The 15,523-nt window shown below is 69.3% G+C and carries 9 protein-coding genes and 1 pseudogene; 3 read left to right on the plus strand and 7 right to left on the minus strand.

Annotated features, from left to right (window positions below; translation table 11 throughout):
* From trxA to SKC41_RS07690, 7 genes are all read right to left on the minus strand, one after another.
* Complete coding sequence (trxA, locus tag SKC41_RS07660) at positions 1-354, minus strand: thioredoxin (protein WP_090597962.1); 354 nt, start codon at positions 352-354, stop codon at positions 1-3.
* Positions 351-1,367: a thioredoxin-disulfide reductase gene (gene trxB / locus SKC41_RS07665; protein ID WP_330977077.1), complete on the minus strand. Its 1,017-nt coding sequence runs from the start codon at positions 1,365-1,367 to the stop codon at positions 351-353. Before trxB ends, trxA begins: the two co-directional genes overlap by 4 nt.
* Before the next feature lie 94 nt (positions 1,368-1,461).
* Positions 1,462-2,238: a hypothetical protein gene (locus SKC41_RS07670; RefSeq protein WP_330977078.1), complete on the minus strand. Its 777-nt coding sequence runs from the start codon at positions 2,236-2,238 to the stop codon at positions 1,462-1,464.
* Between the two features lie 47 nt (positions 2,239-2,285).
* Complete coding sequence (gene sigM, locus SKC41_RS07675; protein WP_330977079.1) at positions 2,286-2,873, minus strand: RNA polymerase sigma factor SigM; 588 nt, start codon at positions 2,871-2,873, stop codon at positions 2,286-2,288.
* A 61-nt stretch (positions 2,874-2,934) separates the two neighbouring features.
* Positions 2,935-6,390 (minus strand): murein biosynthesis integral membrane protein MurJ, encoded by a 3,456-nt coding sequence (locus tag SKC41_RS07680; RefSeq protein WP_330978789.1) that lies wholly within the window; start codon positions 6,388-6,390, stop codon positions 2,935-2,937.
* A 191-nt stretch (positions 6,391-6,581) separates the two neighbouring features.
* Entirely contained in the window at positions 6,582-8,993 is a 2,412-nt protein-coding gene (locus tag SKC41_RS07685) for a hypothetical protein (RefSeq protein ID WP_330977080.1), read from the minus strand.
* Positions 8,990-9,721, minus strand: coding sequence for an NUDIX hydrolase (locus tag SKC41_RS07690; protein WP_330977081.1), 732 nt, complete (start codon positions 9,719-9,721; stop codon positions 8,990-8,992). The genes SKC41_RS07685 and SKC41_RS07690 overlap by 4 nt, the downstream gene beginning before the upstream one ends.
* A gap of 207 nt (positions 9,722-9,928) precedes the next feature.
* Between SKC41_RS07690 and SKC41_RS07695 the strand changes: the two genes are divergently transcribed.
* The 3 genes and pseudogenes from SKC41_RS07695 (at position 9,929) to SKC41_RS07705 (ending at position 15,482) form a co-directional block, all read left to right on the plus strand.
* Positions 9,929-11,371 carry a CCA tRNA nucleotidyltransferase gene (locus SKC41_RS07695; protein WP_330977082.1) on the plus strand — a complete coding sequence of 481 codons (1,443 nt, stop codon included), beginning with the start codon at positions 9,929-9,931 and terminating at the stop codon, positions 11,369-11,371.
* 41 nt (positions 11,372-11,412) lie between these two features.
* Positions 11,413-12,297: pseudogene (locus tag SKC41_RS31845) on the plus strand (serine/threonine-protein kinase); the annotation flags it as partial.
* Between the two features lie 1,106 nt (positions 12,298-13,403).
* Entirely contained in the window at positions 13,404-15,482 is a 2,079-nt protein-coding gene (locus SKC41_RS07705; RefSeq protein ID WP_330977084.1) for a serine/threonine-protein kinase, read from the plus strand.
* Positions 15,483-15,523: the final 41 nt, after the last annotated feature.

Raw genomic sequence — 15,523 nt, forward strand, 5'->3', positions numbered from 1 at the left:
TCAGGTGAGGTTGGGCACCGCGTCGGAAAGCTCGCGCAGTAGCGCCGCCTTGCCCTTCGCGCCGACGATGCGCTTCACCGGCTGGCCGTCCTTGAACAGGATCATCGTGGGGATCGACACCACCTGGAAGTCGCGCGCCGTCTCGGGGTTAGCGTCGACGTCGAGCTTGGCGACGGTCAGCTGATCCGACCGCTCGGCCGCGATCTCTTCGAGAACGGGCGCGACCATCTTGCACGGTCCGCACCACGTCGCCCAAAAGTCAACCAACACAGGCTTATTACTGGATAACACGTCCGCGGAGAAGGAAGCGTCGGAGACTTCCTTTGTGGCCCCGGCTTTTTCGGCGTCGCTCATCTTGGTGCTCCAATCAAATCGGTATCGTCCGCATTTCCGGCCACCGTCGTTTCGCCGGCGACTTTCGTCTCTTCGTGCTCGGCCAACCAGCGCTCGGCGTCGATGGCCGCCGCGCAGCCGCTGCCCGCCGCGGTGACCGCTTGCCGGTACGTGCGGTCCACCAGGTCGCCGGCCGCGAAGACACCTTCGAGTGTGGTGTTTGTGGTGCGCCCCTCGACAAGTACGTAGCCGTCCGGGTCGACGTCGATGACGTCGCGCACCAGAGCTGACCGCGGTTCGTGGCCGATCGCGACGAACACACCCGTGACCGGGAGTGTGGTTTCTTGACCAGTTACGTTGTCGCGCAACTGCAATCCCGTCACGGTTGTGTCGCCGTCCACTGCGAGCACGGTCTGGTTGGTGAGGAACTTGATCTTGTCGTTGGCGCGCGCACGCTCGAGCATGATCTTGGAAGCCCGGAATTCGTCGCGACGGTGCACCAGCGTCACGCTGCGGGCGAACCGGGTCAAGAACGTCGCCTCTTCCATCGCCGAGTCGCCGCCACCGATCACGGCGATGTCCTGGTCGCGGAAGAAGAATCCGTCACAGGTGGCACATGCGCTGACCCCGCGGCCCAGCAATTCCTGCTCGCCGGGCACCTGCAGGTAACGCGCCGCGGCGCCCATGGCCAGGATGACGGCGCGCGCCCTGAACGTCTCACCCTCGGCGGTGACAACGGACTTGACCGGCCCGTCCAGCGAAACGGATTCGACGTCTTCCATCCGCAGGTCCGCGCCGAAGCGCAGAGCCTGCTCGCGCATCTGGTCCATCAGCTCCGGGCCGGTGATGCCGTCGCGGAAGCCGGGGTAGTTCTCCACCTCGGTCGTGGTCATCAGCGCGCCGCCGAATGACGTGCCTTCGAAGACCACCGGGGCAAGTTGTGCACGCGCCGCGTAGAGGGCTGCCGTATACCCGGCCGGACCGGAACCGATGACGATGACGTCGTGGACTTTGTCATGAGCGGTGTCGGTCATGCGAGCCTTTCGAAGATACAGATTTCTCAATCGTGTCGAACGCCAGCCTAGGCGCGGGTGTTCCCGGCCGTGTCGCACCACACGTGGCTCCACTTTAAGGGCGGGGGACCTGGGTGCTGGCTAACAGCCCCGTATCGGCGGCGCTGCAGTTCAGGGCCACGGCGAAGACCGCCAGCTCGCCCGGACTATCGGCGGGCAGCACCAGCAGCACGCCGGGGCGAGCGTTGATCTCGATCGGGCGCGCGGCGAGCACCCGCGTGGAAGCGGGATAGCCGAGACCGCCCAGGCAGGAGGCGCGCCGGCCGGGGTCGCCGAGCGGACCGTAATCGGGGGCGCGGCCGATCAGGGCGACGATTTCGGACGCCGACAGCGGGATCGCCATCGGTGGAGTCGACACCGTGATGTGCATGGCGGTGGTAGGGGCGCTCGGCGCGGGTTCGGGCTCGTTGAGCAGGGCCGCCGTGCCGAAACCGGCCGCCGCGAGCACCGCGCCGACACCGGCCACCCCGGCGGCGACCCGGGCAGGGCGGATGTGCGGGCGTGCGGAGTGAGTCGCCGCCCTCGCCGTGGTACCGGGGGCCGCCGCCCCCAGCGCCTCGACGATCCGGCCCGTTGTCTCGGCCGGTGGTTCGGGTGCCGATTCCGGATCCGCGCCGACTGCCGCGACATCGCGGCGCACCTGGTTCAACGCCCTCAGCACCCGTTGGGCGTCCGGGTCCTGCCGCACTTGCCGGCGCAGCCGGGCGGCGGCTTCGTCATCCAGCAGACCGGCCTGCAGGTCGGCGAGCGACTCGATCGTCGGCGGTGGGTCCGCTGCCGGATGCCGAGGATCCGGATCGTGATCCACCGGTTCGTTCTCCGCGTCGCCCATCCGCCCCAGTGTCCGTCATGCCCGGGCCGACGGTCGCGCCCGGCCCGTTAACGCTGGCCGGCGGGGCGGTCGGGGGTGTTGTCGGCGCCGGCGTCCAGATAGCCGAGCAGATGGGCCAGCCGCACCCGGGCGCGGGCGCATCGGCTCTTGACCGTGCCCTCGGCGACGCCCAGCAGCGCGGCGGTATCGGCGATCGAGTAGCCCTGCATGTCGACCGCCACGATGGTGGCGCGTTGCTCCACCGGAAGCCGCATCAGCGCGCGTTGCACCAGCATGGCCGTTTCGACCTGAGCCGTGCGATCGGGCACCGGATAAACGTCCTCGAGCGGTGCGGTCCGGTGAGATTTGGTGCGCCGCAGCCGATCCAGGCAGGCGTTGACCACGATCCGGTGCAGCCAGCTGCCGACCGCGGCGTCATGCCGAAACGAGCCGGCGCCGCGGTGTGCCGACAGCATGGCGTCCTGCAGCGCGTCTTCGGCGTCCTCGGGGGTGCGCGTGGTCAGCCGCGCAAGGCGGTGCAGCTGGCGCCGGTGGCGCCCGAACAGTTCGCCGAACGCATAGCGGTCACCGGCGACATGGGCTGCCAGCAGCTCGGCATCACTGCGTTCCTGCTGGATATACCCCCCGACGCCCACGGCCGGACAGTATCCAATCGGTTGCCCTGCGGCACTTCACCCGACGGTGTGGGTGTGAGTCTCAGGACGCGGCCGCAACGGTGATCTCCGAGAAGCCGGCCTGGCTCTTGCCGCTGGTGGTTCCCAAGGTGGAGATCCACACCAGCAGGTTCGACGTCGGGGCGCCGGCCTTGACCGGGATGACGTTATGACCGGGCTTCAGGGTGAACGCCGGGGCCAGCACGGTGGTGTCGTCCAGCTTCGAGGGCGAAGCCGTGGACGCGGCGCGAATCTCGACCTTGGTGCCGGTGCTCGGCGTATCGATGCTGACCTGGCCGATCACCGTGGGTTTCGGCAGCTGCAGGATCAGCCCCTCGCCCTGCTTGAAGCTGGGGAACGGCACGGCATCGGTATAGACCTCGGTCGCCCAGGCGGTGGTGGGGTCGCCGTCGATCGCCTGCCCGGCCGTACCCGGATTGTCGGCATCGCCGTCGGGCGAAAAGACCGTGGCCCGAGTGGGTTTGACGATGCTGCCCGCCGGGGCGGGGTTCGGCGACGACGTGCTCGACGAGCTCGGCCCGTTGAGTCCGAGCTCGTCCTTGTTGAGGCCGCCGCCGACATTGCCGAAGATCTTGCTCACGATCGACGCCAGCACCAACAACGCGACCACGATGATCGCGAGTGCCGCCGCGCCGCCGATGATCAGGTTGCGGCGCCGGCGGGCCGACGTCGCGTATTCGTGCCCGGTCGCATGCGGGGCCTCAGGTGGCGGGGAGTCGTCGATCGGGCCGAGCACCTCGGTGCGGTCGGCGACCGCCGTGGCCTGCTGCAAAAGGTTCAAAAGCGTTGACGCACTGCGGATTCCGCCATCTTCCTGAACCGACCGGACGGCGACCGCCGAGATCTGGAAGGGAATGTCGCGATCGATGGAGTTGGGTTCGACGGGTAGGCCCGACGCGTCCCGCTCGGCCGGCGCGAGCCCGCTTCGTACCCCGAACTCCGGCAGCGGCCACCGGTTGACCAGCAGCGCGTACAGCGTGGCGCCGATGCCGCGGATGTCGTCCTCGGGATTGGCATCGGGCATGGTCGCCGGGTAGGCCAGCACGACATCGCCGTCGATGCTGACCCGAACCCGGCTGGGGTGGTCGATCGACAGGGCGACGCCGGCGCGGTGAGCGGTGTCGGCGGCGGCGGCCAGCGAATGCATCGCCCGTACGGCGCCGACGGCCGACGGCGCGGTGTCGGCCACCTCTTGCAGCGAGCCGCCGCGGATCCACTCCGCGACGACCAGGCCGCCATGAGTGGAGCGGACGACGTCGAGCACGCGGGCGATGCCGGGCTTGTCGATCCGGCTCAGCCGCAGCGTGCGGGACAGGATCTCCTGCAGGACGTCCTCGGGCAGGGCGCCGTCCGGATCGACGAACGTCAGCGCCACCTGCCGGTCCAGCGCGGTGTCCAGTGCCTGCCAGAACTGCAGCGGCGGTGCACCGCCGTGGAAGACCAGCAGCCGATACCGGCCCCCGGCGATCCGGGCGCCGGGAACCAAATGGACGTCATCGCCCGACGATTCCGCCGCACGTTCGCGGACAAAATCGCCGTTGCGCGGCTCCGACGGCGGCGGCCCGGATGGTTCGGGCTTGCGCCCGGCCGGAATGTCGGGCTGGAAGTCGTCGGCAGCCGGCCTGGTTATTTGAGCGGGTCGATCGCCGCCTGCACCCAATCCGGACCCAGGGCCCGAGGCAGCGCTCTCCAAGGGGCGGTCGGTCACCTCCGGTCCTTTCGCTAGCCGGGCGTCGCCCGCTCGATCCGCAGGCCTGCGCCGGATCGGCTCCTGGACCGCATTAACCCCCGGCGGGGACGAATTCCTCTGCTCAGGGTACGTGACCGGGCCCGGCTGAGACGATCCCCGTTGGGCAGCGGGCGGCCGGGATTCCAGGGGCGTGGCCGGCCTGGCGCCGCGACCGCCGATCCGGCGCCGGACGGCCCCCATCGCCGCGACCGCCTCAGGGACCCGCGCGCGAACCATGACCGTCACCATGATCGGCGCCATGATGCAGCCCAGCAGCAACAGCCGCAGCAGCGAACCGGCAGCGCCCCCGTGTGCGGTCAGTGCGGCCAGCCCCAACAGCCGGTCGGCGATGTGGGCGATCAGGCCGGCCAGCATCGACGCGACGATCGTCACCAGGATCGTCCGTACCTCCGCAGACCCGATCAGCTGCCCGCCGGCCGCCAGCAGCGTGCGCCGCAACAGGTAGTAGCCGACGAGCGCACCGGCGGAGAACCCGAGCCCGTTGGCCAGCCCGAGGTAGCCGGCCACCAGTTGAGGGTCGTGGGTCAGGTGCGGCGCCAGCACCGAACCGGCGATCTTGACGGCCGTGATGACCAGGATGATCACGATCGGCGTCCAGGGCTGCTCGCGCGCGTAGAACACGCGCAGCTGCAGGAGCACCAGGCCGTACGGGATCAGCGTGAACGCCGACAGGGCGATCGCGGCGCCCAGGTATCCGGCGTCGACCCCGCCGAAGTGGCCGTAGGCGAACAGCGCGCTACCGATCGCCGGCCCGCCGACGGTCATGAACGCCACGATCGGAATCAGCGTGATCAGCGTCAGCCGGGTGGCCAGCGACAAGTCGGCGAGCACCGCCTGGGTGTCGTCGGCGGCCGCGTTGCGGCTCAGGCGCGGCATCACGACGGTCAGCACCGTGACGCCGATCATGCCGAACGGCAGCATCAGCACCAGCCAGGTGTAGTTGTAGATCGCCGGGCCGGAGGCCGCCGCGGTGCTGGCGATTTGGTTGCCCACCACCAAGCCGAGCTGGCTGATCAGCACATAGAGCACCATCGCGGCGGCCATCGCGCCGAACCGCTTGAGCCGCGCGTCGATTCCCCACAGCGGGCGCAGGCTGACGCGCTCGCGGCGCAGCGCGATCAGCAGTACCGCGGTCTGCGCATACACGCCCAGCGTGGTTCCGATACCGAGCACCAGCAGCTTGGTGTTGCCCATCCGGACCGGGTCGACCGACAGCTCACCGGGGACGACCAGATACACCGCCAGGGTCGCCAGCGCGACGACATTGTTGACGACCGGCGCCCACGCCGTCGGCCCGAAAACGTTGCGGGTGTTCAGGATTGCCATGAACACCGACGTGAGGCCGTAGGCGAGCACCTGCGGCAGCAGCAGGTAGGCGAACGCGGTGGTCAGCGGCTCGTTGACCTGCGGGCTGCGGCCCAGCATCAGCCGCACCAGCAGCGGCGCGGCCGCCACCGACACCAGCGTGGCGAACACCAGCAGCGTGGTGGTCACCGTGACCAGGCGCCGGACGAACGCGGCGCCGCCGTCGGGGTCGCTCTGCTCGGCCCGGGCCAACACCGGCACGAAGATCGCGGTGAAGGTCGCCTCCAGCACGAGCGCGGCGACCAGGTTCGGCAGCTGATTGGCCACCGAGAAAGCGCTGGACAGCGCCGCACCCAGGATCGCGGCCAGCAGCACGATCCGGCCGAACCCGGTGATCCGGCTGACCAGCGTCGCGAGCGCCATCGCCCACGACCGCGATACCAGGGCGGCGTCGGACAGTTCCACCCGCCGCGTGGGCAGGTCTTGGGTGCCCGGGGCGCCCGCGGGGGCTAGCCCCGTCGGCGGCGGAATCCGGCCCGGCGGCCCGGACGGTCGTGCTGGCGGGTGCTGCCGCTGCGGCGGTTGCTGAGGATGGGACCGCCGGTAGGCGGGTTTCATACGCGGTGCTCTTCGTCGACGCGACCGCCGACCTCGCGCCCTGCGTCGGCGGGATGGTGGTGGGGCGGGTCGGGGCGGTCCAGGTCGGCGCGGTCGGGCTGGCCGCGGAACCGGTGCCACAGCCGGCGCCCGGCGAGCAGCACCAGCACCGCCGCCGCGGTCAGGGTGATCGCGAACAGCACCTTGCCGTAGGCGTTGGAGTGCACCGACATGCGCACCGGGTCGCCCAGCCGCGTGCCGTCCGGGGTTCTCAGCGTGACGTCGATCGCGACGCGCTGGGTGAAGTTCACTTCGATGGGCACGCGCAGCGGCAGGTAGCCGGGCGGCAATTCGATCTGCCCCACGTCGGTCACGGTCATCCCGGGCGGGGCGTCGACCTGCAGGCGGACGTTGATCGGCACGGCGAGGCCGTTGTGCAGCGCCAACGGCAGGGGACTGTGCTCGGTGGCCAGGGTGTAGGACCCGCCGGGGTTGACGATCGTCACCGCACCGAACAGGTCGTTGATCGTGTTACCGATGACCGCCAGCCGCTGCTGGGCCAGCCCGTTGCGGGTATCGGGTGGTTCGGACTGGCTCAGCGCGCGCAGCATGTCCTCACGCAGCGGAGCGGTGTATTGGACGCCGGTCAGGCCGGTGCGCTCATCGGTGCTCAGCGCGGAGGTCAGTTTCCACAGCCGGCCGGCCTGGCCATTGATGTCGGCGATGACGTTCTCGCCGAACCTGCCGCGCTCGGGGGCGGCGACGTCCAGCGGTTGCGTCGGCTCGGCGCGGGCCGCGTCGACGGCTTGGGCTTCGCCGATCACCGCCGGCAGCGGCCGCGGCACCCCCAGACCGGAACGGATCGTCGTTGCCAGCGCCGTCAGGATCACCTGCGCGTCGTCGGCGCCCAGGTTCCACGTCGCCGGCGGAACCAGGAGCTGGGTGCGCGGCGGGGCGGCTGGGTCCAGCGCATGCCACAGCATCGAGCTCAGGGCGTCTTGGCGGCGCGCGGTGTTGGAATCATGCGCGAGCCGAACCGTCAGCGACGGGTCCAGGTAGGTCGGCACGCTGGGGCGGTTGCCCGCCCCGGCCAGCGCCGCGCCGACCGCTGGGTCGAACGGCGCGACCACTACCTGCGGGGACAGCCGACGCGGTGCGGTGTCGACGGCGTCGGGCCCGGACGACGTCTGCGGATCCGGGGCGACCAGCTCGCCGGCGGCCACCGCGACCGTGCTGTTGTTGGCGCTGAGCAGGTCGACCGTGTCGCCGGTCAGCGGGCCGTCGGGGAGCAGCGTGGCACCGCGGGTGGAGGAGACGTCCAGGATGTGGTCGACAATGTCGCCGACGCTGGTCGTGGCAATCGCGCTGAGGCCCGGATCGTTGACGCGCTGCAACGCGTCGAGATCGGCCTGCGCGTAGGGCAGCGGTGCGACGCAGGTGCGCCTGGCCAGCGCGCGCAACCGGTTCAGCCAGCCGGTCGCCGCCGCCTGCCCGGTGCCCGGGTGCGTCGGGGTGCCCGGCTGTTGGGCCGGCCCGTCGGGAGAGTTGGACACGACATAGCCGGCCGTCATCGCGTTGACGGTCACCAGCAGGTCCGGGTCGATGGCCAGGCATAGCGCGCGGCCGACGGCGCCGTCGGGGTCGACGTCGTGGCTGGTCGCGACCTCGGCCGCGGACAGCAGGATGTCCAGCCGGCCGCCGGTGGCCAATGAGGAGGCCAGGTCGTCGTCGACCAGCCGGATTCCGATGGTGCCGCCCGGTTGGCCCGGGGACAATCGGGGGCGGTCGGCCAGCGGCCACAGCATGGTGACCCATACGGGTTTCGAGGTATCCGGCGCGACCGCGGATTCCAGGGCATCGGCGTGATCGGGCGGCACCCCGATCACCGGCAGCAGGAAGCGTGCGTTGTCCAGCCGGGCGGGGGCGCCGTAGTCGGGGGTGCCGTTGGCGTTGACCAGCAGGGGATAGATGCCCGGCTGGTTGATCCCGAGCGACGACTTGGCCAGCGAGCGCAGCGGCGCGGACAGGGTGAAACCGACTTCTTGGCCCCGCTGGAGTTCGGGCGCCACCGTGAGGAAGTCGGCGGCCGGCTGGTATTGATCGGTGCCGCCGTCCAGCGAGGTGCGCAGGCCCGCGGATGTGGTGACCGCGGCGGCGTGTTCGAGCCGGACCATCACGTCGCGCACCGGGCGGTCACCGATGTTGATCACCGTTCCGCTGACCGTGACGACCGGCGGGCTCGTCGTGGTGACGACGTCCGGGGTCACCTGGTCGATGCGGACGCGGACGAAGGGCGTCGATCCGGGTTCGTCGGCCGCGGCGCGGGGCGCGCCGATGGGGCCGGTGAGCACCATCGCAAAACCGGCCACGATGCCGATCACGACGGCAAGGCGCAACAAGGCGGCCCAGCAGAGTCGTGGCGCGGTCACGGCCCCGGACCGTGACCGTTCTTACGACCGCGGGGCTTGTCGGAATGCCGGGTTCGGGAATGGGTCTGCGGGTTGCGCCGGGGCGTGCTGGGCGGCAGCGGGGGCAGCGCGGCGGGACCGTCGGTCTGCAGCTTTCCGATCAGCTCGTTGGCGACCTCGGCGAGCCGACGTTCGTCGGCGTAGGCCAACCGCGACGGCAGCTCCTGCATCGGCACCCACGCCACCTCGGCGACTTCAAGGTCCTCATCGCACAACTCTCCGCCGGAGAAGCGCATCAAATAGTGGTGCACGGTCTTGTGCACCCGGCGACCGTCGGTGACGAACCAATAGTCGATGCGTCCGAGTGCGGCCAATACGCTGCCGCGAATCCCGGTCTCCTCGGCGACCTCGCGGATGGCGGTCTGCTCGGCGGTCTCGCCGAGTTCGATGTGCCCCTTGGGCAGCGACCACAGCATCCGTCCACGCCGATCGATGCGCCCGATCAGCGCCGCGACCTGGGCGTCCATCGGGCCGTCGATGCCGTCGATGACCAGGCCGCCCGCGGACGTTTCATGCACGGTCCGCAGCCGCTCCGGCACCCGGCGGGGTGGGCGCGGCCGGCGCCTGTTGTTTGTCGCCGAGTCGGCGGTCACCTTGGCGTCGGCGTCGTTTTCGGACGCGCCTGCACCGCCACGACCGCGACGGCGCCCCCGACGTCGACGTGGTTTGGCTTGTTCGCCATCCGACACCCAAGCGATAGTAGCTGGCACGAGCTGTTCTTCCGGACACACTCGCCGCTGGTGCGGGCGCGACGACGGCCCGCGGACGACTAGGCTGAATTGTCGCGCTCCTTAGCGGGCCGTCCCTGCCCGCATCGTCACACGACTAGGTTGAATTGTCGCGCTCCTTAGCGGGCCGTCCCTGCCCGCATCGTCACACGACTAGGCTGATCGAACGTGTCTGAAGCCGCCGACGATGTAGAGCTGCTGACGTCGGCTTGGATTGCCCTGAATCAGCACGCCGCCGTGCTGGGCGGATTGGGCGCCTTGTTCGAGGCCGCGGGGCACGACCTGTATCTGGTCGGCGGATCGGTGCGCGACGCGCTGCTGCACCGGTTGAGCCCCGATCTGGACTTCACCACCGACGCGCGGCCCGAGCAGGTGCAGCAGATGGTTCGGGGCTGGGCCGACGCGGTCTGGGATACCGGCATCCAATTCGGCACCGTGGGCGTCGGCAAGGACGAGCACCGCCTGGAAATCACCACGTTCCGCGCGGACAGCTACGACCAGGTGTCACGCAATCCCGAGGTGAAGTTCGGTGACCGCCTTGAAGACGACTTGGTGCGCCGCGATTTCACCGCAAACGCGATGGCCGTGCGCATCACGTCGACCGGCCCGGGCGAATTCCTCGATCCCCTCGGCGGTTTGGCGGCGCTCAAGGCGCGCGTACTGGACACCCCGGCGGCACCGTCGGTGTCGTTCGGCGACGACCCGCTGCGGATGCTGCGCGCCGCGCGGTTCGTTTCGCAGCTTGGGTTCACCGTCGCCCCCCGGGTGCGCACGGCGATCGAGGAGATGGCCCCGCAGCTGGCCCGGATCAGCGCCGAACGGGTGGCCGCCGAGCTGGACAAGCTGCTCCTAGGCGCCGACCCGGTCGCCGGCATCGACTTGGTGGTGCAGACCGGGATGGGTGAAGTTGTGCTGCCCGAAGTCGGCGCCATGCAGATGGCCATCGACGAACACCACCAGCACAAGGACGTCTACCAGCACTCGCTGACCGTGCTGCGCCAAGCCGTCGAGCTCGAAGATGACGGCCCCGACTTGGTGCTGCGCTGGGCGGCGTTGCTGCACGACATCGGCAAGCCCGCCACCAGACGCCACGAAGAAAACGGCGGCGTGAGCTTTCACCACCATGAGGTCGTCGGCGCCAAGATGACCCGCAAGCGGATGCGGGCGCTCAAGTACTCCAAGCAGATGGTCGACGACGTCTCCCAGTTGGTGTATCTGCATCTGCGCTTCCACGGCTACGGCGACGGGAAGTGGACCGACTCCGCGGTGCGCCGCTACGTCACCGACGCCGGGCCGCTGCTGCCGCGGCTGCACAAGCTGGTCCGCGCCGACTGCACCACCCGCAACAAGCGCCGTGCCGCGCGGCTGCAGGCCAACTACGACCGGCTCGAGGCGCGCATCGCCGAGCTGGCCGCCCAGGAGGATCTGGCGCGGGTGCGTCCCGATCTGGACGGCAATCGGATCATGGAGCTGCTGGACATTCCGGCCGGGCCGCAGGTCGGTGAGGCATGGCGGTTCTTGAAAGAGCTGCGCCTGGACCGCGGGCCGCTGACCGACGAAGAAGCCACCGCGGAGCTGCTGGCCTGGTGGAAGACGCGCGGCAACACTTAACTCTGGCCGTGGGCGCAGCCGATGAGTTTTAGGATTTGCCCATGCCATTGGCTGAGGGGGCGCAATTCGCCGGCTATACCGTGCTACGGCCGTTGGGCGTCGGCGGTATGGGCGAAGTGTATTTGGTGCGCCACCCGCGGCTGCCCCGTTTTGAAGCGTTGAAGATCCTGCGGGCCGACGTGTCGGCGGATCCCGACTTTCAGCAGCGGTTCAACCGTGAGGCCGAACTGGCCGGCAGCCTGTGGCATCCCAATATCGTCGGCGTCCACGATCGTGGTGAATTCGACGGCCAGTTGTGGATCGCGATGGACTATGTCAACGGGCCTGATATTCGCGCGTTGATGGATCAGCACCCGGGTGGGATGCCGGTGGGTGAGGTGGTGGCGGTGGTGACCGCGGTTGCCGCGGCGCTGGACCATGCCCATCACCGCGGTCTGCTGCACCGCGACGTCAAACCGGGCAACATCATGATCAGCCGGCCCGAGGACGGCAGTCCGCCGCGAATTCTGTTGAGTGACTTCGGTATTGCGCGACCTGTTGAGGACACCACCGGCCTGACGGTGACCAACGCGACGGTGGGGACCGTTGATTACAGCGCTCCCGAGCAGCTGCTGGGCCACCCCATCGATGGCCGCGCCGACCAGTACGCGCTGGCGGCGACGGCCTATTTCTTGTTGACCGGCGCGAAGCTGTTCACCGGTGCCAGCCCGGTCGCGGTCATCAGCGCGCACCTGACGGCGCCGCCGCCACTGCCCGGTGCGCGGCGTCCCGATTTGGCCGCCGCCGATCCGGCTTTCGCGCGGGCGCTGGCCAAGAACCCCGCCGAGCGGTTCGCCCGTTGCGGCGAATTCGCCGCGGCAATGGCCCGCCAGTCGCACCACGCCCCGCCCGCCGAGCCTCCTCGGCCGGCACCCGTTGCCCAGCCGACGCAGGCCCCGCCGATGCAACTCGCGCCACCCGCTTGGCCGGGGCCGCAGGCAGCTCCATCGCAGGGTCCGAAAAGGCGTGAACGGCGGCGAGGATGGCGCACCGCCGCTTTGATCACGGCCGGGGTCGCCGTCATCGGCGTCGTCGCCGCCATTGCGATCCCACGACTGATCGATCACGGGCCTCCCGCGCAGTCGGCGCCGCAACTGGCGGAAGGCGCCCGGCTGGCCGGACAGCACTACCTCGAGGCGCTGGCCCGCGGCGATGCCGCCGGCGCACTCGCATTGAGCGTAAACCCGCCGGCGACACCACAATTCGCGACAAGTGACGTATTACGTGCCCAGCTCGCGGCCGCGCCCATCACCGACATCACCGCCACGGCGGCCCCGGTGCCCGCCGGCGACGACCCGCAGCAGGTGCAGCACCTGATGCTGTCCGCCCGATTCGGCCCGACGCTGTCACAGGCCCGCATCGCCGTGCACCGCAAGGGCGACGAATGGAAGCTCGACAATGCGACCGTAGCCGTCGATATCGGAACGACGGGAAGCACTGACGCGTCGCTGAAAGCCGTTGCGCTGTGGGGTGTTCCGACCGACGGTGCGTCACCGGTCGCGGTCTTCCCCGGCGGCCTGTCGGTGTCGTCGAGCAACCGCTACGTCGACATCGCGGCACAGACCCCACCGGTGCTGCTCGACGCACTCGGCGGCGCCACCGACCGTCCGACCATCAAGCCGGTGGCCACGCTCAACGATGCGGGGAACCAGGCCGCCAAGGCGGCGTTCGACACGTGGACCCACAACTGCTACCACGGCGTCGAACCGACCGCCGATTGCGCGCGCTTGAGCCCCGACAACCCTACGATCGCCACGGATGGCCCCGGCGATTTCAGCAAGGCCACCTTCAACTTCGACGCCAGCAGGATGGTGGTCGCGATCGGCGGCACCATCGTCTACCAGGGACACGCGGCCGGCGTACCCGACTACACGGTGACGGAGAAACCCCTCGGCATCGTCGACCTAACTAAGGAACCCCCGGTATATGTGCGCACGGAAAAGCATGGATAAACACCGGTCGTCCGTCGCTCGGCGCGCCTAGGATGCAGCGCATGCCGTTAAGTGAGGGGGCACAATTCGCGGGCTATACCGTGGTACGGCTGCTGGGGGCCGGCGGTATGGGTGAGGTGTATCTGGTGCGCCACCCGCGATTGCCGCGTTTTGAAGCGTTAAAGGTGTTGGGCGCCGAGGTGTCGGCGGATCCTGGCTACCAGCAACGGTTTAACCGTGAGGCCGAACTCGCGGCCGGGCTGTGGCACCCCCATATCGTGGGCGTGCAGGACCGCGGCGAGTTCGAGGGCCGGCTGTGGATCGCCATGGACTACGTCGACGGGGCCGACCTCGAGGCGCTGATGGACCAGCAATACCCGGGTCGGATGCCGGCCGAGGAAGTGCTGGCGATCGTGACTGCGGTCGGCGCGGCGTTGGACCATGCGCATCACCGCGGTCTGCTGCACCGCGATATCAAGCCGGGCAACATCATGATCAGCCGGCCGGACGACAGCAGCCCGCCGCGAATTCTGTTGTGTGACTTCGGTATCGCTCGTCCCGTCGACGACACCACGGGTCTGACGGTGACCAATATGACGGTGGGGACCGTGCCGTATTGCGCTCCCGAGCAACTGTCGGGTCAGGCCCTGGATGGTCGCGCCGACCAGTATGCGCTCGCCGCCACCGCTTACTACCTGCTCACCGGCGCCAAATTGTTTCCGCACGTCAATCCGGTGGCGGTGATCAACGCTCACCTGACGCTGCCCGCGCCGCTACTCGGTGGGTTGCGTCCCGATTTGGCCAGCGCCAACGGGGTTTTCGCACGGGCACTGGCGAAAAGCCCCGCCGAGCGGTTCGACCGTTGCGGCGATTTCGCCGCCGCCCTGGCCGCACACCTGCCGCCCGGCCACGCCGCGGCGCCCACCCCGCCGAGCCCGGTGCCGGCATCGGAAAAGACCGCGCCCGTCGACGCGGCAGCGACCGAGGTCACCCGTCCGATCTCGCCACCGCGCCCTCAGTACCCGCCGCCCACCCTGGGCGGCTATCCGGCCCCACCCATGCCACCGCAGCCTTCGTGGGGCCCGCCGTTCAATGCCGGACCCGCGCCGCCGCGGCGCCGGAAACGCACTGTGACGCTAGTCCTTTCGGTGCTGGCCGTGCTGGCCGTGGTAGCAGGAGTGGGGATCTTCGCGGCCAGCAGGATCATCGCGGGCGACGCCACGAAACGCGCCGATCAGGACCGCGAAGCCGCCCGGTTGGCCGGGCAGCACTACCTGGAGGCGCTGGCGGTCGGCGATGCCCGCACTGCACAGTCGCTGGCAGGAGATCAGCCGGCCACACCGCAGTTGTTGACGGACAAGGTGCTGCGCGCACAACTGGCCACCACCCCAATCGCCGACATCAAGGTCACCACCGATCCGGCCCCGGACCCGGGCGCTCCATCCGACGCCCAGCGGTTGGTCCTGGCCGCGAAATTCGGCGTCACGCCCACCCAGGTCGTGATCTGGGCGCATAAGAAAGATGGTCAGTGGAAGCTCGATACCACCACCGCCGCGCTAGCTGTGGAGAGTCCACCCGATGCGGTCGAAGCGATGAAAACCGTTGCCGTGTATGGCGTGGGCACGAACGGCTCCAATCCCATCACGGTATTTCCGGGCGTCGTTCAGGTCGGATCGACCAATCGGTACATCGATATCACCGCACCGCCGGAACGAGTACTGCTCGAGGCGCTCACCGCACCGGCGGCCAACCGGCCGGTCATCCACCCGACCGTCGCACTCAATGATGCCGGGCGCCAGGCTGCCATGGCCGCCGTGGATGCCCAGCTCCGCATCTGTTTCAAAAGCGGCCCCAAGCCGCCGGAGTGCTGTCCCAAAGATGGCTGCAAGCCCCAACCTGCCCCGCCTCCTGGAGTCGAGCCGGACAGCGAGACACTCCAGGACCTTGAGAACACGCAAGGCATGACCTACGACTTGGACCCCAATGCCATGACGGTTCATGTCTCGGGAGTCTTCAACTACCGGGCGCAGGTGATTCAGTACGGCAAACCGACGATTTTCCGGGACACCGTCACCGTGCAGGACAGCCACGTCGACCTGACCAAAGACCCACCGGTCTGGTTTCGCAACCCAGGGAGCTGACCCAGTCTCGGAACCACCCACGGTCGACGCGCGTCGGAACG

The sequence above is a fragment of the Mycobacterium sp. 050128 genome, from assembly GCF_036409155.1.
Taxonomy (GTDB): domain Bacteria; phylum Actinomycetota; class Actinomycetes; order Mycobacteriales; family Mycobacteriaceae; genus Mycobacterium.